The sequence below is a fragment of the Micromonospora sp. NPDC047521 genome, assembly GCF_055587305.1.
The window spans coordinates 209,037-229,974 of the sequence record NZ_JBVJGN010000003.1 but is presented as its reverse complement, the minus strand read 5'-3'; the positions used below and the strand labels follow the sequence as shown (position 1 = coordinate 229,974).

The following is a 20,938-nucleotide window of genomic DNA, read 5'->3' as shown; positions in this document are numbered from 1 at the left end:
GCCGGCAGCGGTTCAGGCCGGCAGCGGTTCAGGCCGGCAGCGGTTCAGGCCGGCAGCGGTTCAGGCCGGCAGCGGTTCAGGCCGGCAGCGGTTCAGACCGGGTCGACCAGGGCCACCTCGCCGGTGGCCAGGTCGTAGAGGCCGCCGACCACGGCCACCCGCCCCGCGCCTACCGGCCCGGCCAGCAGATCGTCGACCCGCAGCGCGTCCACCGTGCGGCGGACGTGCCGGCGGATCGCCAGCGCGAGCACCTCCGGGTCGTCCAACCCCACCTCCAGCACCGCCGGGGCGATCTCGTCGACGAGGTGGCCCAGCGAACCTCCGGGGCGCTCACCGCCGCGCAGCGCGTCCACAGTGGCGCCCACCGCTCCGCACCGCTCGTGGCCGAGCACCATCACCAGAGGTACGCCGAGCTGTCCGACCACGTACTCGATGGAGCCGCACACCGCGCGGTCGAGCACGTGCCCGCCGGTGCGGATCACGCAGATCGCGCCGAAGGTCTGGTCGAAGATCGCCTCCAGCGGAACCCGCGAGTCGATGCAGCCGAGCACCACGGCGTACGGCTGCTGATCGCCGGAGGCGGTCGCCGCGGCTGCCGTCACGTCGTGCCCGTGGATCGGTTGGCCGCTGACGAACCGCCTGTTTCCGCTGAGCAGGTCGGCCAGCGCGGCGCGGGGTGTGCCGCCGGCCAGCCGCCCCGGCTCCGGCGTCGCGCCCATCGGCGCTCCCGACGACCCCATGCCGTTCAGCTTGGCCCGCCGTGCGCGGTTCGCGGGCGGGGTCGGCAATGTTCGCCACGGCGCGATTGACGTGGTCTGATGGCGGGTAGCCGGTGTTACCGCCGGGTATCCCGGTGCTGATGGTGCCGGGCGGCCCTGGGGAGGTGGCGATGCCGGAGCGTTTCGAGGTCGGTGTACCCGACGGCGTGCGGCTGCACGTCGAGGTGACGGGGCCGGCAGACGCCGAGGTCACTGCCGTCCTGCTGCACGGCTGGACCCTGGACGGGCGGGCCTGGCACCGGCAGGTCGAGGCGCTCACCGCGGCGCCCGGCGGCGAGGCCGTGCGGGTGGTCACCTACGACGCGCGGGGGCACGGGCGGTCCAGCTGCATGGCGCTGCCGACCGCGACCCTGGAACAGCTCGGCGACGACCTGGCGGCGGTACTCGACACCGTGGCGCCGACCGGGCGGGTCGTCCTGGTCGGGCACTCGCTGGGCGGCATGACGATCATGGAGTACGCGCACCGCCATCCCGCGCACTTCGCCGCCCGTACGGCCGGGCTGGTCTTCGTCTCGACCACCGCCGAGGGGCACACGCACACGGTGTACGGCCTCTCGCCCCGCATCGCCCGGCTGATCCGGCTCGCCGAGACCGCGGGCGCCGGGGTGCTGGCCCGGTGCGGGTCCTGGCGGGCGCCCCGGGCACTGCTGCGGGCGCTGCAACCGAGCATCCGGTGGATGCTCTTCGGCGACAGGTGCGAACCTGCCGACATCCGGCTGGTCACCTCGGCGGTGGCCCGCGCCTCGCTGCGCTCGATAGGCGGTTTCCGGGCCTCCATCGGCGCCCAGCACCGGCTGGACACCCTCGCCGCGCTTGCCCACCTGCCGGCCGCCGCGCTCGTCGGCGACCGCGACCGGCTGACCCCTCCCCCGTGTGCCGAGTCGATCGCCGCGGCGCTGCCGGCCACCGAGCTGACCGTGTGCCCGGGCGCCGGGCACATGCTGATGATGGAACGCCCGGACGAGGTGAACTCCGCGTTGACAGGTGTCCTGCGTCGCGTACTCGCCGGGGCGCCGATGGGCGGGGCGACTCCCGCCGGCGCGGGCGCCTGAGCGCACGTTCGCGCACCTCGGGCGCGGCGGGCCCGGCCCGGGGCCGTACCCTTCTGCGGTTGGCCCGCGCGGTTCGCGCCGTCTGCCGGCGACATCGAAGGAGCGTGCGTTGACCGACCAGACCGCCCTGGAGCAGGAGATAGCCGTCGAGCAACGGCACCTCGACCGGGTGTACGCCCGACTGGCCGAGCTGCGCCGGTCGGCGGTACGCGCCGAGCGGGACGGCTACCGGATGGCGCGGGTGGGCACGTTCGGCGCGCTCGTCGAACGTGACGCGATGGTCTTCCACGCCGCACAGCGGCGGCACACCCTCGACGCCGAGCACGAGGGGCTGGTCTTCGGCCGTCTGGACCTGCGGGACCGGCAGACGCTTCACGTCGGGCGGCTCGGCATCCGCGACGAGGATGCCAGCACGCTCGTCGTCGACTGGCGGGCGCCGGCCGCCGCCGCCTTCTACCAGGCCACCCCGAACCAGCCGCTGGGCGTGGTGCGTCGCCGCACCATCCAGTCCCGTGGTGAACGGGTCACCCGTGTCGAGGACGACCTGCTGGACCCGTCCGCCGCCCCGGAGGGGATGACTGTGGTCGGGGACGGCGCGCTGCTGGCCACCCTGTCGCGGGCCACCGGCCGGGGCATGCGCGACATCGTGGCGACGATCCAGCGGGAGCAGGACGAGGCGATCCGCTCGCCCGGTTCCGGTGTGACGATCGTCGCCGGTGGTCCGGGGACCGGCAAGACGGCTGTCGCCCTGCACCGGGCCGCCTTCCTGCTGTACTCCGACCGCAGCCGGTACGCCGGCGGCGGCATCCTGGTGGTCGGCCCGTCGTCGGTCTTCGTCGAGTACATCGCCTCGGTGCTGCCGTCGCTCGGTGAGGACACCGCGACCCTGCACTCGTTGGGCACCCTCTTCCCGGGCATGACCGCGACCCGTACCGACCCGCCCGAGGTGGCGGCGGTGAAGGGCTCGCTGCGGATGCGCCGGGTGTTGGAGCGGGCGGTCCGCGACGCCGTGCCGGGCGGGCCTGGCGAGCTGCGGCTGCTCTACCGGGGTGCGTTGCTGCGGCTGGACCGGGCCGAGCTGGACGCGATCCGGGACCGCGCGCTGCACCGGGGCGCCCGACGCAACGAGGTGCGGCGGGCGGGCTTCGACGGGGTGTTCGCCGCGCTCTGGGCACAGGCCCGCCGGCTGAACGTGGGCCGGTTGCCGGAGCAGCGGGCCTTCGAGGACGAGATCGCCGAGCGCACGGAGTTCCGGGAGTTCCTCAAGGCCTGGTGGCCGCGACTGCACCCCCGGCACGTGCTCGGCTGGCTGGCCCGGCCGGACCGCCTGCGCCGCTACGCGGGCGGGATCCTCTCCGGCGCGGAGATCCGGTTGCTGGGCGCGGCGTACCGGGAACTGGACTCCGCCGGGTTGACCATCGCGGACGTGGCGCTGCTCGACGAGTTGGACACGCTGCTCGGCAAGCCGGCGCAGCCGGCGCGGGCGCGGCGCGACCCGTTCCAGCTCGCGGGCGGGGTCCGTGAGCTGAGCACCTTCGGCGACCGGCAGCGCGCCGCGCGGGCGGCGGCCCGGGAACGGCCGGCGGACTACCGGGAGTACGCGCACGTGGTGGTCGACGAGGCACAGGACGTCTCGCCTATGCAGTGGCGCATGATCGGTCGGCGCGGCCGGTTGGCGTCCTGGACGGTGGTGGGCGATCCGGCGCAGACGGCGTGGACCGGTGACCCGGAGGAGCTGTCCCGCGCGCGGGACCAGGCGCTGGGCCGGCGCAAGCGGCACGATTTCACGCTCACCACCAACTACCGCAACTCGTCGGAGATCTTCGCGGTGGCGGCGGCGGAGATCCGCCGGCTCTACCCGGACCTGCCGCTGCCGACGGCCGTGCGTTCCACGGGGGTCGACCCGGTCGAGCTGATCGTGCCCGCCGCCGGATTGGAGACGGCCGTCGTGGAGGCGGCCGCCGGTCTGCTGGCGGAGGTGGACGGCACGGTCGGCGTGATCACGCCGGTCCCCCGCCGCGACGAGGTCGCCGGCTGGCTGGGCACGCTCGGCGCACCGCGCCTGCAGGTCGTGACCAGCCTGGAGGCGAAGGGCATGGAGTACGACGGGGTGGTGCTGGTCGCCCCGAGCGAGATCCGGGCGGATCCGGGTGCCGGGGTACGGACGCTCTACGTGGCGCTCTCCCGGGCCACGCAGCGGCTCACCACCGTTGACCCGACCGGCTGATCGGGCCCCGACGAGCACCGTCGGGGCGGGTGCCGCCCGTATAGTTGCACACATAGCGATGTGCGCATACATTTGACCGGGTCCCGACTGGCGGCGGAGGGTGGGTTTCGTGGGCGCAGGTCATGACCACCACCACGCGTCGGTCGCCAATGCCGCACACCAGCACCGGGGACGGCTCTGGGCAGCGTTCGGGCTGCTCGCCGCCCTGATGGTGGTCGAGGCGGTGGCGGCCTTCCGCACCGGCTCGCTGGCTCTGCTCTCCGACGCCGGGCACATGTTCACCGACGTGCTCGGAATCGGCATGGCACTCGCGGCGATCACCGCCACCCGCCGGTCGACAGGCGACCCGCAGCGCACCTTCGGCCTCTACCGCCTAGAGGTGCTCGCCGCACTCGCCAACGCCGTCCTGCTCTCCGGCGTGGCGGTCTACGTGGTGATCGAGGCGATCCGCCGGTTCGGCGACCCGCACGAGGTACTGGCCGGCCCGATGCTCGCGGTCGCCGTACTCGGCCTGCTCGCGAACGTGGTCGCCTTCGCGCTGCTGCGTGCCGGCGCGCGGGAGAGCATCAACCTCCAGGGGGCGTACCTGGAGGTCCTCGGCGACCTCCTCGGCTCAGTCGGCGTGATCGGCGCGGCGCTGCTCATCACGGTCACCGACTGGTGGTGGGCCGACCCGCTGGTCGCGGTCGCCATCGGCGTGTTCATCCTGCCGCGCACGTGGCGACTCGGCCGGGCCGCCGTCCGCATCCTCGTGCAGGCCGCCCCGGAACACCTCCAGGTCACCGCCGTACACGACCGGCTCGCCGCAGTGCCCGGCGTGGTCGAGGTCCACGACCTGCACGTCTGGACGCTCACCTCGGGCATGGAGGTGGCCTCCGCGCACCTGACCATGGCGCCCGGCGCGGAGGTCGGCACGGTGCTCAGCGCGGCGCGTACCGCCCTGCACGACGACTTCCGGATCGAACACGCGACGCTCCAGATCGAGCCCGGTGCCGCGCCCGGCGCCTGCGGCTCGGTCGAATGGTGACCGCCTTTCGAGAAGTACGCTCGCATTTGCCCGAGTTTTTGGTCATGACGCACGCACCGTCCGTCACATCGGCTGCAAGCGCCCCACCTGCCCCGGTAGGCTCGGTCCCGGCCTCCACCAGGCGGCGCCCTCCCGGCGCCGGTGGCGGCCGCCGCCTAATCGCCCGAGCGGGCGAACCGGGGAACCATGTTCCTGGGGTGCATCCGCGTCAGCGGTAGGGATCTTCCGTCCCGAACCCGTCAGCTAACCCGGTCGGCGGCTGACGGAAGGACATGCGTAGTGGCACCAGCACGACCACCCGCCGCCCGCCTGGCGGCCCTGATCGTCGCGATGCTCGCCCTCGGCGTCGCACTCCCGGCCGGGGCGGCGGCCGCTCCCCCGACCACCCAGCGGGCCGCCGCGGCACCCGACAGCGACGAAGAGGGCGGCACCCCCGCGCTCCGCGCCCAACTGGAAGCCGCCAGCAAGGGCTACCTGGACGCCAAGCGCGCCCTGGACACCTCCGTGCAGCGGCAGCAGCAGCTCACCACCCAGCTCAAGACCACCGAGGCCGAACTGGAGGCCCGCAGCGGCAAGGTCGGCGAGATCGCCGGCGTCGCCTACCGCACCGGCCGCCTCGGCGCGATGTCGGCGCTGCTCAACAGCAACACCCCGGAAGGCTTCATGGACCGGGCCGCCGCGCTGGACGCGGTCGCCGCCAACGAGGACCGGGTGCTACGCGACCTGATCGCCACCAAGGACGAGGCCACCCGCACCCGGGTCGCCCTGGACGGCGAGATCCGCGAGCAGCGCAAGCAGGTCGCCGTGATGGCCAAGCGCAAGGAACAGGCCGAACGGGCCCTGACCGTGGCCACCACACCCAAGCCGCAGACCACCTCCGACAGCGGCTCCAACCGGGGGACGTCCAGCGCGAACGCCACGGCCGCGCCGCGTAACTCCGACGGCTCCTGGCCCTCGGAGTCGTGCAGCGTCAACGACCCCACCCCGGCCAGCGGCTGCATCACCCCGCGGACCCTGCACGCGCTCAACCAGGCAAAGGCCGCCGGCTTCACCAGGTACGTCTCCTGCCACCGCTCCGGCGGCTCAGGTGAACACCCGAAGGGTCGGGCCTGCGACTTCGCCGCGCAGAAGAACGGCTTCGGCGGTGACGCCACCGGCGGCGACAAGACGTACGGCAACAACCTGGCCGCCTACTTCATCCGCAACGCCGACCGGCTCGCCGTGCTGTACGTGATCTGGTACCGGCAGATCTGGCTGCCCAGCAGCGGGTGGAAGTCGTACAGCGGGGCGGGTGGCGACCCGTCCAGCGACCACACCAACCACGTGCACCTGTCGGTGTACTGACCCCCACCCGTGGCCGGCGCCCCGAACCGGGGGGCCGGCCACCGGTACGTCAGCGGGCGTACCCCTGATGTCGCCGACTGTCGGACGACCCGGCGGCGGCCCGGCGGCAGCATCGTTCCCATGCGACTTCCGCCCACGGCCCGCAAGGCACTGCTCACCCTGCACCTGGTCACCTCCCTCGGCTGGCTCGGCACCGACCTGGTGCTGCTCACTCTCGGCGTGGCGGTCCAGCGCGGCGCCGACCCGGCCACGGTCTACCCGGTCACCGCGCTGCTCGGCACCGTGCTGTTCGCGCCGCTGAGCGTGCTGGTCTGGCTGATCGGCGTGGCCAGCGCACTCCTCACCCCCTGGGGACTGCTGCGCTACCGCTGGGTGCTCGTCAAACTCGTGCTCACCACGGTGATGGTCGGGCTGGTCCTGTTCCTGCTCACCCCGAACCTGCGCCACGCCGGAGCCCTGGGGGCCGCACTGCCCGCCCGGGACCGCGCCGACCTGGTGATCGCCCCCGCCGTCTCGACCAGCCTGATGATCATCGCGACGGTGCTCTCCACCTACAAGCCCTGGGGGCGCCGCCCCACCCGCGCAGCCCGCCCCACCAGCTCAGCCCAAACCGCCCGCGCCGGTCGCACCGGTCGTGATCGCGCCGACCGCGCACGCCCTGCCACCCCCGCCACCCCTGCCAGACCGGCCAGACCGGCCGCACCGGCCGGCCCCAGCGCGCCTGCCAGACCCGCCGCACCGGCCAGACCCGCCGGACCGGCCGGCCCCAGCGGGCCTGCCGGACCCGCCGGCCCTGCCGGCCCCGCCGGACCCGCCGGCCCCGCCGGAGCCGCCGGAGCCGCCGACCATGATCGCGCTCGATCCAGGAAGTAGTGGCCTCGGCGTCGTGGGGACAGCACTACATCCTGGATCGAGCGCGATCTTGCGGGAGCGCAAGCAAGATCCGCGCAAGTTCAGGGATGTTGCTGCCTCCAGCGCGCCGGAGGCAGCAACATCGGGGAAGCTGCGCGGATCTTGGCGGCACGGTCGCAGGGCCGGCGCGGCGGGGCGGGGTGCGGCGGGGCGCGGTGCGGCGGGGCGGGGCGCGGTGCGGCGGGGTGCGGTGCGGCGGGGTGCGGCGCGGCGCGGCGCGGCGGGGCGGGGCGGGGCGCGGTGCGGTGCGGCGGGGCGTGGCGGGGCGCGTGCGGTGCGGTGCGGCGGGGTGTGGCGGGGCGCCTGCGGTGCGGTGCGGCGGGGTGTGGCGGGGCGCCTGCGGTGCGGTGCGGCGGGGCGCGGCGGGGCGCGGCGCGGCGGGGCGGGGCGGGGCGCGGTGCGGTGCGGCGGGGGCGCGGGCGGAGGCGTGGAGGTGGGTCAGGCGGGTGGTGGGGGGTTGCTGGCGCGTTCGAGGGCCGGGCCGAGGCGGCTGGCGAGGGCGAGGTGGGCGGCGCGGGCCTGGCGGAACGCGTACCGGAACAGCGGGGCGGGAGCGCTCAGGGTGATCTCGACGTCCACCCGGAGCAGGCCGTCCGATTCGGGGCGTAGGCGGGTGTGGTTGTGCACCGTGGTGGCGGGCCACTGGCGGGCCACCATCACGATCTCGTCGTCGTCGCTGGTGAGCACGTCCGCCTGGTAGGTGGTCCGGAAGCGTAGCGGGCCGGCCACCAGCCGGTCGCTGATGGCGTAGCTCGCCAGGGCGCCGGGGCGGGGCGGCAGTTGTCGGACGTCCACGATCAGTGGGTGCAGTTCGCCCTGCCGGGTCAGGTCGCTGAGCAGCGCGGCGGCGTCAGCGGCTGAGCACCGGGCCTGGACGGTGTAACTGAAGGTATCGCGCCTGAGCACACCGTCTCCCGCCGTCGCTTGTCGCCCGATCGTGCCGTACGCCGATCGGGCTGGCAACGCCCGTCGGACAGCGGCCGTTGCCACGTCGGCCGCCAACTGTCCCATTAAGATCGGTTAGTACGGAATTACTGACCGTGACGGAGGGCGGATTCATGAACGGTGGCGACAGGTGAGCGGGCACGTGATGGTCTTCGCGCCCACTCCGCAACTGACCGTGACCGTGGACCAGCCCAACGACCACACCGAACTGCACCTGCACCCCGGTGGGCAGGGCGTGTGGCAGGCCCGGATGGTGCTGTCGCTGGGGGTCGACGTGGTGCTCTGCGCCGCTCTCGGCGGCGAGATCGGCCAGGTGCTGGAACCGCTGCTGGTCAGCGAGGGGGTGGACCTCAAGGTGGTGGTCCGCGACTCCGGCAGCGGCGGGTACGTGCACGACCGGCGGGACGGGTCGCGGCAGGAGATCGTCGACGTGCCAGGGCAGCCGTTGAGCCGCCACGAGCTCGACGAGCTCTACAACCTGGCCCTGGGTGAGGGCCTGCGAGCCCCCGTGAGCATCCTCAGTGGACCCAACGAGCCGTGGCTCGTCCCGCCCGACCTGTACCGGCGCTTCGCCGCCGACCTCGGGGCCAACGGTGGTCAGGTCGTCGTCGACCTCTCCGGCGACCACCTCGGGGCGGTGCTGGACAGCGGGGTCTTCTTCCTCAAGGTGAGCCACGAGGAGCTGATCCGTGACGGCCGTGCCCGCAGCGACGAGATGCCGGAGCTGACCCGGGCCATGTACGACCTGCACGCCGCGGGCGCCGAGACGGTGGTGGTGAGCCGGGCCGACCAGCCGGCGTTGGCGCTCATCGACGGGGAGCTGTTCGACGTGGAGATGCCCCGGCTGGAGGCCGCCGACCCGCGCGGAGCGGGCGACTCGATGACAGCCGGGGTGGCCGCGGTGGTGGCGCGCGGCGGGGACATCCGGACCGCCATCCGTACCGGCGCCGCCGCCGGAGCGCTCAACGTGACACGGCACGGCCTGGGCACCGGTCGCCTGGACTCGATCACGGGCCTGGTGGAGCGGGTGCGGCTGGTACCTGCCGACAGCCGTCCGCAGGAGCGCACCACCCCGGACGAGCTGGCCGATCGGGTGGTCGAACGATGACGCTGCGGGTCCTCGTCACCAACGACGACGGGATCGCCGCTCCGGGTATCCAGGCGCTGGCCTGGGCGGCGACGCGGCGAGGGCTGGACGTGGTGGTCGCCGCACCGCTTGAGGAGGCCAGCGGCACCAGCGCCGCGATGAGCGCGACGGAGCGCGACGGGCGGGTGGTCGTGCACGACCATCCCCTGCCCGATCTGGACGGTGTGCCGGCGTACGGAGTTGGCGGCACTCCCGGTTTCATCACGCTCATCGCGCTGCACGGGGCGTTCGGCCCGCCGCCGTCGGTGGTGCTGTCCGGCATCAACCGGGGCGCCAACGCCGGTCGCGCGGTGCTGCACTCCGGCACTGTGGGCGCCGCGTTCACCGCCGCCACGAACGGCTGCCGGGCGATGGCCGTCTCCCTGGACGTCCTGTCCGCCGGTGAGGCCACCGCCGCCAGCGGTGGCGCCGCGGTCGACGCCGCCGCCCGGGTACGCGACGCCGAACGGCACTGGAGCACCGCCGCCCGGGTCGCCCTCGACCTGCTTCCCCGGTTGACCTCCGCGCCGATGGAGAGTGTGCTCAACGTGAACGCCCCGGACCTGCCGTACGAGCGTCTGCGCGGAGTGCGTCGCGGGACGCTTGCGAGTTTCGGTCAGGTGCAGATGACTGTCGCCGAGTCCGGGCACGGCTTCGTGCGTACCGCACTGGAGGAGCCGGGTCAGGCCGCGCAGCCCGGCACGGACGTGGCGTTGCTGGCAGCGGGGTACGCGTCGGTGACGGCGATCCGGTCGGTGACCGAGCTGACCGACGTGGACCTGACCGACCTGGACGAGCAGCGCTGACGCGCCACTCAGGCGCCGGGAAGCACCTCGGGGGTGGCGGCGCCTGCGAAGTAGGGCTCCGGAGCGCCGAAGAGGCCGAGCAGGCCGGTCACCCAGAGCTGCCGGTGCACGAACCGGCTCGGCTCGGTGACCACCAGCTTGACGCCACTGACCTCGGCGGTCTGGAAGCCGGCGACCATGGCGCTGATGCCGACGGAGTCGATGAAGGTGACAAGCCTCATGTTCAGTTCGATGCGCAGGGGACGGCCCTTGGCCAACACCTCCGCGATCGCCTCGCGGACCTCGTACGCGGTGTCGACGTCGATCTCACCTCGCGGGGCGATCTCCACCACACCACCGGACAAAACCGACTTCACGATCGACAGGCTCACGCGAGCACCTCCACCCGCCCGTCCCCCGGGCGCCTCATCAGTACGCGGGCCGCGACCGAGAGTATTCCTCCGACGGCCTCGGTCGCCACCCCTCGGGATGAGCAATTCGCGGATCTGGGCACAACAGGGCTCCCAGTTCCGAAATTTTTGTTATTCGATCACTCGGCGGCCGGTCGGAGCCGGCGCGCCGCCGAACCAGGGTAACGGTCCCGGTCCGAACCGCCCGGCAACCCGCCGCCGCCGGTGTGGGTTGCTGACGCCACCTAGCATCGGCCCGGGACACCCACGGTGACGGAGAGGACCTTCAATGATCAAGAAACTGGCCGGCCTGGCCGGCGTCGGCATCCTGCTCGCCCTCGTACTGGCCTGCGGTTTCGGTGGTGGCGGCGACGACGATGACGACGATGACGACTTCGCAGCTGGCCCGGCGGTGGTGACGGTTCGCTGAACCGGCGCCGGGCGGGCAGCGGTCCGGGTTTGCGCCGGGCCGCAGCGGGGCACTGCCAGTGAGGCGAACCGTGACGCGCTGAACAGACGCCGAGGTCCGATGTGGCCGGCGGATTCGGCACCCGAGGAGGTAACCACGATGTTCGGAACCAACCTGCTGGACCGCCGCAGCAAGCCGGAGCGGATCGCGGACCAGGCGTGGGAGCACCTGGTCTCCGCCGTCAGCTCCGCGGGGGACAGCGTCCGTGACACCGCCCGTTCGGCCCGCCGCAGCGGCGGCGACCTCGCCGACGGGGCCGGTGACCTGGTCGGCTCCGCCGCCGAGGAGGCGCGGCGACGGGCGTCGCTGGCCTTCGACGCGCTCGCCGGGCGTCAGCCGGCCCTGCCCTGGACGCTGCTGATCGGCGCCGCGCTCGTCGGCGCGGCTGTCGGCTGGGCCGTCGGATCGGCCGCCAGGGCCGCCGGCAGCCGGGACGACCGCGCGGTCGAGGACGTGGAGTTCGTCGACGTGGACCGCCCCAACTCCCCCGCCGTCTGAACCGGACCGTCCGAGCCGAGGCGCCTGGACCGAGCCGCCTGAGACGACACGCGTGAGCCCCGCCCGACCACGGTCGGAGCGGGGCTCATTCGTGCCCCGCTCCGCCGCGCCCTTCCGAGTCGCGGGCGGAGGGGAACGCGACGCGGGGGCGGTCCTGGTGGGCCGGTCCGCCGGGTGCCGGACCCCTCAGGCAGCCCGGCGGACCGGTGATCTGGGTCGGTCCCGGTGCTGGGGCGCACGGCGGGGACCGCTTGCGCAGCTGCGGTTTCTTCGGAGTGGACGCCGGGGGACGGGGCCGAACTCCGGTGGTGGCGCCGGGCCCGGGGGACGAGCACGGCGGCGGCGACGACGGTGAAGGCGCGGGGCTGCCCTGGCTCCCACCACCCGACGCGACGGCTCCCGCTGTCGAGGAACTTCTTCACCGTAACCGATAGTCAACAACTTTGGAAGCGCTCCCATCATCGATGTTCATGACCGTCGCGAGCGTCCCACCACAAGCCCCCGGGCACCTCCGTCACCCGCACCGGGCGAGGACGGCTCACCCCTCTACCCGGCAGCATCGGACCCCGGCGGGCCAGCGGCCACTGTCGTCGGCCGGTCCGCCGTACCGACGTACCGGAGGAGGGACAGATGGCCATCGCGACGATCAGCCGCACCGACCAGGACATCCAGTCCGCCGTACTCGACGAGCTGACCTGGGAACCGCGCGTGCAGCCGCACGAGATCGGGGTGACCGTCGACGAGGGCGTCGTCACGCTCACCGGGCGCGTGGACAGCTACGCGAAGAAGTGGGCCGCCGAACGGGCCACGCACCGGGTCGTCGGGGTCCGGGCGGTCGCCAACGACGTGACAGTCCAACTGCCCGGCAGCTCCGAACGCGCCGACCCCGACCTGGCCGCCGCAGCCGGCCACGCCCTGGAATGGGACGCGTTCGTACCCGTCGAGAAGCTCCAGGTGACCGTCTCGGCCGGCTGGGTGACACTGCACGGCGAGGTCGAGTGGGAGTACCAGCGGCGCGCCGCCGAGCGTTCGGTAGGTCGGCTCACCGGGGTACGCGGGGTGAGCAACGGGATCACCGTGCGCCCGGCCGCACCACCGGACGGCCAGAACCTCGCCGACCGGATCGTCGACGCCCTCGCCCGCGCCGGAGCCACCGAGGCGGAACGGATCACCGTGCGGGTGCACGGCGACACGGCAGTGCTCGCCGGGCTGGTGCACTCGATGCCCGAGCGGGCCGAGGTGGAGCAGGTGGTCTGGTCGGCGCCGGGCATCCGGGAGGTGCAGAACCACATCGCCGTCGCCCCGGTGCTGCACTGACCGCGTACGCGGAACCACCCGGGGCGGGTGAGCCGGCCTCACCCGCCCCGGACGCAGGCTGGGGGCATGAGTGATCCGAACGGGCTGATCCAACCTGGAAACCCCGCGCCCGGCTTCACCCTCGCGGCCACACCCGACGGGCAGCAGATGGGGCCGGAGCAGTTCCGCGGCCGGCCGGTCGTGCTCGCCTTCTATCCCGCCGACTGGAGCCCCGTCTGCGGTGACCAGATGGCGCTCTACCAGGCGGCGGCGCCGGTGTTCGACCAGTACCGCGCCGTGGTGCTGGGCATCTCGGTGGACAACATCTGGTCGCACCGGGCGTTCGCGCAGGCCCGGGGCATCGAGTTCCCGCTCCTGGCCGACTTCGAGCCCAAGGGTGAGGTGGCCCGCCGCTACGGCGCGTACGCCCCGTGGGGCGAGGCGCAGCGGGCTCTTGTGGTGCTCGACCAGAACGGGACTGTGGCGTGGAGCTACCTGTCCCCGCCGGACGTCAATCCGGGCGCGGACGGCATCTTCGACGCACTGGACCGGCTCGCCCAGCAGGGGGTGATGGCGCGATGAGCACGCCACTTCAGGTCACCGCCCGACTCCGGGATCCGGTGACCGCCGAGGATCACGCCCGGGGGCCTGTCGACGCTCCCGTGACAGTCGTCGAGTACGGCGACTTCCAGTGCCAGTTCTGCGGCGCGGCGTACCCGAACCTGCACGAGATGCTGCGGCAGCGGGCCGACACGGTACGCCTGGTCTACCGCTACTTCCCGATCGCGAACGTGCACCCGTACGCCGAGCGTGCCGCCGAGACCGCCGAGGCCGCCGCGTCCAGGGGAAGGTTCTGGGAGATGCACGACTGGCTCTACGAGCACCAGGACCAGTTGGATCCGGTGCACCTGTCGCTCGGCGTCGAGCAGGTGGGTCTGCCACCTGACGAGCTGGACGCGGAGGTGCAGAGCCGGGCGCACGCCGACCGGGTACGCCGCGACTTCGTGGGCGGCATCCGCAGCGGTGTGAACGGCACCCCGACGCTGTTCGTCAACGAGGTTCGGCACGAGGGCGGGTACGACCTGCCCGACCTGTTGGCAGCGGTGGACGCCGCCGCGAACGCCTGACCGCCCGACGGCTCAGAGGAGCCGCAGCTCGCGCGCCCGCCGGACCGCTTCACGCCGGCGGGTCGCGTCGAGCTTGCGGTAGATGTTGCGTACGTGCGTCTTCACCGTGTTGACCGACAGGGACAGTTCGCTGGCGATCTCCACGTTGGACAGGATGCTCTGCAGGTACCGCAGGATCGTCAGTTCCCGCTCGGTGAGCGGCTCGTCGAGCGTTCCCGCCGGTTCGGTCGGCTGTCGGGTCGGCGCCTGGCCGGCGTCCCGCAGCAGGTCACTGACCAGCGCGAAGTGGGCGGTGCCCGCGTCCAGGTGGGCGGCCAGCAGATCCCGGACCGGCCCTTCGGCACGGGTGAAGACCCGTCGGCAGCCGTGCGGGCCGGCCAGGTCGAGCACCTGTTCCAGGATCCGACCGGCACGTCGTCCGTCTCCGCCCCGCTCGGCGAGGACCGCGTCCAGCAGGCCGGCGTCGAGGCGTACCGGCAGGGGCCACGCCCGCGCCCCGGGCGCCTGCCAGTCCGGCAGCGCCCGGCCTGCGGCACCGACGTCGCCGGACCGCAGCTCCAGGCGCGCCAGCCCCACCGCGAGCGCCGGCTCGGCGTGGCCGCCGGCCACCAGCTCGCGGGCGCCGTCCAGGTCACCCCGCTCGGCTCGCAGCTCCGCCTCGGCGGCCCGCAGCAGGCCCGCCAGTTCGGCGGCGTCCGGAAGGTCGACCAGCGCCTCCCGGGCCCGCACGAGCAGCCGCTGGCCGGCGGCCGGATCGCCCGCGTCGCCGTGCAGCCGTGCCCGGCACAGGGCGGCCACGGCCGCCGCCACCGGCTCGCCGCTCTCCGGCTGCGAGCCGTCCGCGCCGGTCGCCGGGGTGGCCACCGCGAGGTTCGCGGCGGCCTCGTCGGGCTGGTCGCGGTGCAGCGCCACCACCGCCAACGCCAGGTACGCGTAGCCGCAGTCGAGGCGGCAGGACCAGCCCCGGCAGGGCGGCATGCCCAGCGCGTCGCGGGCCGCCCGCTCGGCCGCGCGCAGGTCGCCACGCACCGCGAGCAGCAGGGCCGAGCGGCTGGCGGCGACCAGCTCGGTGCGGGCCCGACCGGCCTCCCGGGCCGCCGCCCGGGCCCGGACGAACCGCGCCTGGGGCAAGACGCCCGCGGCCAGCTCCACCAGCCCCAACGCGGCGCCGGTGAAGGCCCGCACGTCCGCGTCCCCGGCCGCGTCACCTCCACCGCCGGTCGGCGCGGCGTCCGGCACACCGCTCGGGCCGGCCCCGGGTGGACGGGTACGCAGCAATCGAGCGGCGGCGGCCCGCACCTCCACCGGATCGTCGGCGAGCCGGGCCACGGTCAGCTCCAGCGCGGTGGCCAACCGCAGGAACCGGTCCCGGCGGGGCACCGGCAGACCACCGGCGTACGCGGCGGCGGCGCGCAGGTGGTCGGTGGCGGCCGGGAGGTCACAGGCGTACGCCCGCTCGGCGGCGCAGGCCAGGGCAACTTCCGGCTGGGCGCGCAGCACGTCCGGCGGTGGGGACGAGGGCCGTGGACCGGCCGCCGTGTCCCGGTCGTAGCGGGTCAGCTCCGGCCAGTGCGCGACGAACAGGTCGCCGGCCAGGTCCCACCGACCGGCGACCAACGCGTGCCGCAGACCGTCGGCCGGGCGACCGCCGTGGGCGTACCACTCGGCGGCCCGTACGTGCAGCTCGCGCAGCTCGTCGGCGGGCAGCCGGGCCAGCTCGGCCCGGAGCAGGTCGGCCAGCAGCGGTTCGCAGCGGTACCAGGGTGGGCGGCCGTCCTCCCGGTGCAGCACGCCTCCCGCCCCGGCCAGGTCGGCAAGGGCCCGGGCGGCGTCGGTACGGCCGGTCAACGCCTCGGCCAGGTCGGCGCAGACCGTGTCGGCCACGGCGGTGCGGCGCAGCAGGTCCCGGTCGGCCGGGTCGATCGTGCCGAGCACCTCCTCCTGGAGGTAACCGGCGATCTCCGGCTGGTCGCCGCCGAACTGCCCCACCCAGCGTTCCGGGTCGGCCTGCCCGCGTACGGCAAGGGCGGCGATCCGCAGCGCGGCCGGCCACCCGCCGGTGCGTTCGCGCAGCCGGTGCACCGCACTCGCCGGCAGTGCCGCGCCGTGCGCGGTGAGCAGGTCGGCCACCTCGTCGTCGGTGAAGGCCAGCTCGTCGGGGCCGATCTCGGTCAGCTCACCGGCGAGGCGGAGCCGGTGCAGGGCCAACGGAAGCCCGGCCCGCGCCCCGACCACCAGCCGCAGCCGCTGCTCGGCGTGCCGCAACAGGAACTCCAGGCCGGTCAGGGCCGCCGGGTCGGTGATCCGGTGCAGGTCGTCCAGGACCAGCAGGACCGGCCGGTCCGCGCCGGCGAGGGCGGCGGCGAGGGCTTCGAGCTGGTCGGGGCGGGGCGGCCGGTCGGGCACCGGGCCGTCGTCGGCCGGCCCGGTCGCCGCCCGCAGCGCCGCCGCGAGGTACGCCCACAGCCGTTCGCCGTCGTCGCCGGTCTCCACCGACACCCACGCCGGCTCAAGCCCGGCCACCGTCGGCGCCGCCCCGGCGTCGGGCACCACCGCCCCCGGCACGGTCTCCTGGATGCCGCCGGTCAGCCGCACCCACGAGGCGAGCAGTGTCGTCTTGCCCCAGCCCGCCGGTGCGGCGACCAGGGTGACAGGTCCCGCGCTGCCCTCGTCGAGCCGGCGCAGCAGGCGGGGTCGGGCCACCACCGCCTCCGGTGGCGCGGCGGGCGTCAACCGGGACGCCAGCAACGGCAGGTCCCCCGAACGCCCCGGTGCCGTACCCACTGACGCGTGATCCTGCTGTTCCGGCACCCGGCTCCACCCCCACGACGCGTCCCACCCCCCGGTCGGCGAGCGGTTACCCGACCGGGACGGGTTCACCCCTTCCGGGCGAGCCCGCTTCACCCGCCCGCGACCGACGATCGGAGAACGTGGACCGGGAGGACGGGTGGGACCGATGCGACGGCTGACGCGTGTGGGAACCGCCCTCGGCGGCTCGGCGCTGGCCGGGGCGGCGCGCGTGCTGCGGGTACCCCTGCGGGGTGGCCGGTCCGGCGCGGACGGCGACCCCGCCGCGGCGGCCCGGTGGGAGGTCGTGACGGTGGACCGGCCGCCGGACGAGGTGCTGCCCGGTGGTCGGTGGCCTGAGCCGCTGCGCCTCCTGGACGGCGCCGTCGAGGTGCGGGTGCGCCAGGCACCGGGCCACCGGGGCACCGAGCTGGCGGCCCGCCCGCTGACCGGGGCCGCCCCGGTCGGGCTCGCCGCGCACCTGGTCGGCGACGACCCACGACACCTGGTCCGCCGGACGTTGCGCCAGGTCAAGCAGCGCGTGGAGACCGGCGAGGTGCTGCGCGCGGACCGCTCCGCGCTGGACCGACCGGAGGCCGGCGGGTGAGGGCGCTGTGCTGGGTGGGCGCGGACCAGCTGGCGGTACGTGAGGTGCCGGACCCGGAGCTGCGCAACGAACGGGACATCATCGTCCGGGTCCGTCGAAGCGCCACCTGCGGCGCCGACCTGCCGTTGCTGGCCGGGCGGGATCCGCTGCTGCGCAGCGGTGACGTGCTCGGGGCGGAGTTCCTCGGCGACGTGGTCGAGGCCGGTCCGGAGGTACGCCGGCACCGCGGCGGCGACCGGGTGGTGGTGGCCGCGGGCGTCGCCTGTGGCGGCTGCTGGTACTGCCGTGCGGGCCTGCACGCCTGCTGCGACAACGGCAGCACGGAACCGGCGAGCGTGGACGAGGGTTGGGGACGGTCGGACGCGGGCTGCTTCGGGCGGCCCCGCGCGGCGGGCGGCTTCGCCGGCGGCCACGCCGAGTACGTGCGGGTGCCGTACGCCGACGTGACTGCCGTCCGGGTGCCGGACGCGGTCGGCGACGACCGGGCGCTGTTCGCCGCCGACGCGGCGCCGGCCGGCTGGCTGGCGGCCGAGCTGGGCGCGGTGCGGCCGGGTGACGTGGTGGCGGTCTGGGGTGCCGGCGCGGTGGGCCACCTGGCCGCCCGGGCGGCCACGCTGCGCGGCTGCGCCCGGGTGGTGGTCGTGGACCGGCACGAGGAGCGGTTGCGGATGGCCGAACGGCACGCGGGCGCGGAGCCGCTGAACTACCGCCACACAGACGTGTCGGCCGAGTTGCGGGACCGCAGCGGTGGGCGTGGCCCGGACGTGTGCGTGGTGGCGGTCGGCGAGCCGCCGGCCCGGTCGGTGGTCGACCGCTTCGGCGACCGCCCGGACGCCCTGCGCGAGGCGGTGTACGCCTGCCGCAAGGGCGGCACGGTGGTGGTGCTCGGCGGGACGGACGGGTTCGTCGACGCGTTCCCGCTGGGCGCGGTGACCGACAAGCGGCTCGCGGTGCGCGGGGCCCGGCGGCCCGACCTGCGGGACGTGCCGATGCTGCTGGACCGGATGGCCCGCGACGAGTTGCGGACCGAACACCTGGCCACCCACCGGCTGCCGCTCGAGGAGGCCCCGCGCGGCTACGAGCTGTTCCGCGACCGGGCCGACGGCTGCGTCCGCGCCGTCTTCAGCCCGTGACCGATGAGCCATCGGCTCCGGCGGATGGCAGACTCGCAGGATGGCTGGGGAGCGAACGTACGACGTGGTCCTGTTCGGGGCGACCGGGTTCACCGGGGGGCTCACTGCCGAATACCTGGCCCGACACGCCCCACCGGGGCTGCGGTGGGCGCTTGCGGGGCGTAACCCGGACCGGCTCGCGGCCGTACGGGACCGGCTCACCGCGATCGACCCGAAGCTGGCCGACCTGCCGCTGCTGGCAGCCGACGTCACCGACGCCGACTCGCTGCGGGCGGTGGCCCGCGACGCCCGGGTGGTCGCCAGCACCGTCGGCCCGTACGTGAGGCACGGCGAGCCGCTGGTCGCCGCCTGCGCCGCCGCCGGCACCGACTACCTGGACATCACGGGCGAGCCGGAGTTCGTCGACCTGATGTACGTCCGCCACCACGCCGAGGCCGCCCGCACCGGCGCGCGGCTGGTGCACGCCTGCGGGTTCGACTCCATCCCGCACGACCTGGGCGTCTGGTTCACCGTCAAGCAGCTGCCCGCCGACGTGCCGATCACCGTGGACGGCTACGTCCGGGCCTCGGGTCGGTTCTCCGCGGGCACGTACCATTCCGCGCTCACCGCGTTCTCCCGTACCGGCCCGGCCAGCCGCGCGGCCCGCGACCGCCGGGCGGTCGAGCCGCGCCCCGCCGACCGTCGGGTCCGGGCGGTGCCGGGCCGGCTGGCCCGCTCGGCGGAGCTGGGCATCTGGACCGTGCCGCTGCCCACCATCGACCCGCAGGTGGTGCGCCGCTCGGCGGCGGCCCGCCCGGAGTACGGCCCGGACTTCCGCTACCGGCACTTCGCCGCCGTGAAGCGGTTGCCGACCGTACTGGCCGGCGGGGTCGGCCTCGGCGCGCTGGTCGGCCTGGTCAAACTGCCGCCGACGCGGCGCTGGCTGCTCGGTCGGCTCGCCTCCGGGCAGGGGCCGACCCCGCAGCAGCGCGCGGCGGCCTGGTTCCGGGTCCGGTTCGTGGGCACCGGCGGCGGTCGGCGGGTGCTCACCGAGGTCGCCGGCGGCGACCCGGGCTACGACGAGACGGCGAAGATGCTCGCCGAGTCGGCGCTCTGCCTGGCCCTCGACGAGCTGCCACCGACCGCCGGGCAGGTCACCCCGGTCGCCGCGATGGGCGACGCGTTGCTGGACCGGCTGGTCCGGGCCGGGCTCACCTTCCGGGTGCTGGAGGACACCCCGGTGGAGCGCCCGGCTTGACCCTCGACCGGGTCGAGGGGGCAGGATGCCCGCGTGAACGACCTGCACAGCATCGGTGAGCTGGCCCGGGCCAGCGGCCTGACCGTCAGCGCGCTGCGCTTCTACGACGCGGCGGGGGTGCTGGAGCCGGCCCTGGTGGACCCGGTGACCGGCTACCGCTGGTACACCGACCAGCAGATCGCGCCGGCCCGGCTGGTGGCCGGGTTGCGCCGGATCGGCATGCCGGTGCCGGAGATCGCCGCGGCGGTACGCGCCGAGCCGGCGGCCGTGCACCGGCTGCTCGACACGCACCTGCGCCGGCTGGTCGACGGGTTGGCCGACGCCCGTCGCGAGGTGACCCGGCTGCGGGCCCTCGTCGACCCGGCCCGGCCGGTCACCACCACGCTGCTGCTCTCCCCCGCCGCGCTGGCCGCCGCGGTCGACGCGGTGCGCTTCGCCGTCGGCGTCGACCCGGAGCTGCCGATGCTCTCCGGTGTGCTGCTCGACGTGGAGTCCGACGGCGTCCGGCTCGTCGCCACCGACCGGTACCGGCTCGCGCAGGCCCGGGCCGGTGCGCACGTCGACGGCCCGCCGGTGCGGGTGTTCGTACCTGTGGATCTCGTGGACCAGGTGCGCGCGCTCCTCGACGCCGCCGACACCCCAGCGGTGCTGCTGAGCGTGACAGGCACCGACCTGCGGGCGGTGGTGGCCGGCCGGACGCTAACCGGGAGCACCCTGCCCGACGACTTCCCCGACTACCGTCGACTGCTGCGCAAGGCCGTCGGCGAGCGGCCGGCCGCGTACCGGATCCCGGTGGACGTGGCGGCGCTGCGCGCCGCGCTGGCGGACCCGGCGGCCCCCACGGTGGCCCGCGAGCACGACGGCGAGCGGCTGGCCGTCACCGTGCTCGGCGTCGACGACCGCGGCGGTCTGCGCCTGCTCCCCGCCGACGAGGCCGGCACCGAGGCGGTATACGTGGGCGTCAACGGCGGCTACCTGCTTGACGCGTTGGACGCGGCGGGCGCCGCCCAGCTGGTGCTGGAGTTGGACGGGCCGGTCGCCCCGCTTGCCGTGCGGCGGCCGGACGACGCGGACACCTTCTCCGTGCTGATGCCGATCCGGCTGTAGAACCGGGTCCGTCACTCCCCGTCGCCTGTCGAAACGGGCGCGACGGTAGCATCTGGTGGTCCACCTGACC

At 74.7% G+C, this 20,938-nt stretch carries 20 protein-coding genes and 1 riboswitch; of the genes, 16 read left to right on the top strand and 4 right to left on the bottom strand.

The window, feature by feature from the left end:
* Positions 1-92: 92 nt before the first annotated feature.
* Positions 93-719, bottom strand: coding sequence for a carbonic anhydrase (locus ACZ6N8_RS08695; RefSeq protein ID WP_466008643.1), 627 nt, complete (start codon positions 717-719; stop codon positions 93-95).
* A 170-nt stretch (positions 720-889) separates the two neighbouring features.
* Here ACZ6N8_RS08695 and ACZ6N8_RS08690 point away from each other — a divergent pair, with 170 nt between their 5' ends.
* The 5 genes from ACZ6N8_RS08690 (at position 890) to ACZ6N8_RS08670 (ending at position 7,302) form a co-directional block, all read left to right on the top strand.
* The gene (locus tag ACZ6N8_RS08690; RefSeq protein ID WP_466008641.1) at positions 890-1,831 is read left to right on the top strand and encodes an alpha/beta fold hydrolase; all 942 of its coding nucleotides are present in this window, start codon (positions 890-892) and stop codon (positions 1,829-1,831) included.
* A 109-nt stretch (positions 1,832-1,940) separates the two neighbouring features.
* The gene (locus tag ACZ6N8_RS08685) at positions 1,941-4,058 is read left to right on the top strand and encodes a HelD family protein (protein ID WP_466008640.1); all 2,118 of its coding nucleotides are present in this window, start codon (positions 1,941-1,943) and stop codon (positions 4,056-4,058) included.
* Between the two features lie 109 nt (positions 4,059-4,167).
* Complete coding sequence (locus ACZ6N8_RS08680; protein ID WP_364362423.1) at positions 4,168-5,085, top strand: cation diffusion facilitator family transporter; 918 nt, start codon at positions 4,168-4,170, stop codon at positions 5,083-5,085.
* Between the two features lie 142 nt (positions 5,086-5,227).
* A riboswitch (cyclic di-AMP (ydaO/yuaA leader) is annotated at positions 5,228-5,359 on the top strand.
* Positions 5,360-5,364: 5 nt separating this feature from the next.
* A complete protein-coding gene (locus ACZ6N8_RS08675; protein WP_466008639.1) occupies positions 5,365-6,429 on the top strand; it encodes a coiled-coil domain-containing protein in 1,065 nt (354 codons plus the stop codon).
* 120 nt (positions 6,430-6,549) lie between these two features.
* Positions 6,550-7,302 (top strand): hypothetical protein, encoded by a 753-nt coding sequence (locus tag ACZ6N8_RS08670; protein WP_466008637.1) that lies wholly within the window; start codon positions 6,550-6,552, stop codon positions 7,300-7,302.
* A 477-nt stretch (positions 7,303-7,779) separates the two neighbouring features.
* Here the strand turns inward: ACZ6N8_RS08670 and ACZ6N8_RS08665 are convergent, their stop codons facing one another.
* Positions 7,780-8,247 carry an SRPBCC family protein gene (locus tag ACZ6N8_RS08665; RefSeq protein ID WP_466008636.1) on the bottom strand — a complete coding sequence of 156 codons (468 nt, stop codon included), beginning with the start codon at positions 8,245-8,247 and terminating at the stop codon, positions 7,780-7,782.
* Between the two features lie 184 nt (positions 8,248-8,431).
* Here ACZ6N8_RS08665 and ACZ6N8_RS08660 point away from each other — a divergent pair, with 184 nt between their 5' ends.
* Entirely contained in the window at positions 8,432-9,394 is a 963-nt protein-coding gene (locus ACZ6N8_RS08660; protein WP_466009154.1) for a PfkB family carbohydrate kinase, read from the top strand.
* Positions 9,391-10,218 (top strand): 5'/3'-nucleotidase SurE, encoded by an 828-nt coding sequence (gene surE, locus ACZ6N8_RS08655; protein ID WP_364362419.1) that lies wholly within the window; start codon positions 9,391-9,393, stop codon positions 10,216-10,218. The genes ACZ6N8_RS08660 and surE overlap by 4 nt, the downstream gene beginning before the upstream one ends.
* Before the next feature lie 8 nt (positions 10,219-10,226).
* Here surE and ACZ6N8_RS08650 read toward each other — a convergent pair whose 3' ends face one another.
* On the bottom strand, positions 10,227-10,589 hold the full coding sequence (locus ACZ6N8_RS08650; protein ID WP_130403378.1) for an STAS domain-containing protein: 363 nt from the start codon (positions 10,587-10,589) through the stop codon (positions 10,227-10,229).
* A gap of 307 nt (positions 10,590-10,896) precedes the next feature.
* Here ACZ6N8_RS08650 and ACZ6N8_RS08645 point away from each other — a divergent pair, with 307 nt between their 5' ends.
* The 5 genes from ACZ6N8_RS08645 (at position 10,897) to ACZ6N8_RS08625 (ending at position 13,997) form a co-directional block, all read left to right on the top strand.
* Complete coding sequence (locus ACZ6N8_RS08645) at positions 10,897-11,037, top strand: hypothetical protein (RefSeq protein WP_466008634.1); 141 nt, start codon at positions 10,897-10,899, stop codon at positions 11,035-11,037.
* 138 nt (positions 11,038-11,175) lie between these two features.
* Positions 11,176-11,574 carry a hypothetical protein gene (locus ACZ6N8_RS08640; RefSeq protein WP_387119603.1) on the top strand — a complete coding sequence of 133 codons (399 nt, stop codon included), beginning with the start codon at positions 11,176-11,178 and terminating at the stop codon, positions 11,572-11,574.
* A gap of 630 nt (positions 11,575-12,204) precedes the next feature.
* Positions 12,205-12,891: a BON domain-containing protein gene (locus tag ACZ6N8_RS08635; protein WP_364362417.1), complete on the top strand. Its 687-nt coding sequence runs from the start codon at positions 12,205-12,207 to the stop codon at positions 12,889-12,891.
* Between the two features lie 66 nt (positions 12,892-12,957).
* Positions 12,958-13,452, top strand: coding sequence for a redoxin domain-containing protein (locus ACZ6N8_RS08630; protein ID WP_466008631.1), 495 nt, complete (start codon positions 12,958-12,960; stop codon positions 13,450-13,452).
* A complete protein-coding gene (locus ACZ6N8_RS08625) occupies positions 13,449-13,997 on the top strand; it encodes a DsbA family protein (protein ID WP_466008630.1) in 549 nt (182 codons plus the stop codon). The genes ACZ6N8_RS08630 and ACZ6N8_RS08625 overlap by 4 nt, the downstream gene beginning before the upstream one ends.
* 12 nt (positions 13,998-14,009) lie before the next feature.
* Here ACZ6N8_RS08625 and ACZ6N8_RS08620 read toward each other — a convergent pair whose 3' ends face one another.
* Positions 14,010-16,877 (bottom strand): winged helix-turn-helix domain-containing protein, encoded by a 2,868-nt coding sequence (locus tag ACZ6N8_RS08620; RefSeq protein ID WP_466009152.1) that lies wholly within the window; start codon positions 16,875-16,877, stop codon positions 14,010-14,012.
* Between the two features lie 76 nt (positions 16,878-16,953).
* Between ACZ6N8_RS08620 and ACZ6N8_RS08615 the strand changes: the two genes are divergently transcribed.
* From ACZ6N8_RS08615 to ACZ6N8_RS08600, 4 genes are read left to right on the top strand one after another with little or no spacing between them, the layout of a single operon-like run.
* Entirely contained in the window at positions 16,954-17,391 is a 438-nt protein-coding gene (locus ACZ6N8_RS08615) for a hypothetical protein (protein ID WP_466008628.1), read from the top strand.
* Positions 17,388-18,524, top strand: a complete 1,137-nt coding sequence (locus ACZ6N8_RS08610) for a zinc-binding dehydrogenase (protein WP_466008626.1) — start codon at positions 17,388-17,390, stop codon at positions 18,522-18,524. The genes ACZ6N8_RS08615 and ACZ6N8_RS08610 overlap by 4 nt, the downstream gene beginning before the upstream one ends.
* A gap of 40 nt (positions 18,525-18,564) precedes the next feature.
* The gene (locus ACZ6N8_RS08605) at positions 18,565-19,761 is read left to right on the top strand and encodes a saccharopine dehydrogenase family protein (RefSeq protein ID WP_466008624.1); all 1,197 of its coding nucleotides are present in this window, start codon (positions 18,565-18,567) and stop codon (positions 19,759-19,761) included.
* 42 nt (positions 19,762-19,803) lie between these two features.
* Positions 19,804-20,868: a DNA polymerase III subunit beta family protein gene (locus ACZ6N8_RS08600; RefSeq protein ID WP_466009150.1), complete on the top strand. Its 1,065-nt coding sequence runs from the start codon at positions 19,804-19,806 to the stop codon at positions 20,866-20,868.
* The last annotated feature ends 70 nt before the right edge of the window (positions 20,869-20,938 follow it).

Excerpts from the sequence above, each read along its gene's own strand:
- ACZ6N8_RS08695 (WP_466008643.1), bottom strand. The coding sequence starts at position 719 with ATGGGCGCGACGCCGGAGCCGGGGCGGCTGGCCGGCGGCACACCCCGC.
- ACZ6N8_RS08690 (WP_466008641.1), top strand. The coding sequence starts at position 890 with ATGCCGGAGCGTTTCGAGGTCGGTGTACCCGACGGCGTGCGGCTGCAC.
- ACZ6N8_RS08670 (WP_466008637.1), top strand. The coding sequence starts at position 6,550 with ATGCGACTTCCGCCCACGGCCCGCAAGGCACTGCTCACCCTGCACCTG.
- ACZ6N8_RS08660 (WP_466009154.1), top strand. The coding sequence starts at position 8,432 with ATGGTCTTCGCGCCCACTCCGCAACTGACCGTGACCGTGGACCAGCCC.
- surE (WP_364362419.1), top strand. The coding sequence starts at position 9,391 with ATGACGCTGCGGGTCCTCGTCACCAACGACGACGGGATCGCCGCTCCG.
- ACZ6N8_RS08645 (WP_466008634.1), top strand. The coding sequence starts at position 10,897 with ATGATCAAGAAACTGGCCGGCCTGGCCGGCGTCGGCATCCTGCTCGCC.
- ACZ6N8_RS08640 (WP_387119603.1), top strand. The coding sequence starts at position 11,176 with ATGTTCGGAACCAACCTGCTGGACCGCCGCAGCAAGCCGGAGCGGATC.
- ACZ6N8_RS08635 (WP_364362417.1), top strand. The coding sequence starts at position 12,205 with ATGGCCATCGCGACGATCAGCCGCACCGACCAGGACATCCAGTCCGCC.
- ACZ6N8_RS08630 (WP_466008631.1), top strand. The coding sequence starts at position 12,958 with ATGAGTGATCCGAACGGGCTGATCCAACCTGGAAACCCCGCGCCCGGC.
- ACZ6N8_RS08625 (WP_466008630.1), top strand. The coding sequence starts at position 13,449 with ATGAGCACGCCACTTCAGGTCACCGCCCGACTCCGGGATCCGGTGACC.
- ACZ6N8_RS08615 (WP_466008628.1), top strand. The coding sequence starts at position 16,954 with ATGCGACGGCTGACGCGTGTGGGAACCGCCCTCGGCGGCTCGGCGCTG.
- ACZ6N8_RS08605 (WP_466008624.1), top strand. The coding sequence starts at position 18,565 with ATGGCTGGGGAGCGAACGTACGACGTGGTCCTGTTCGGGGCGACCGGG.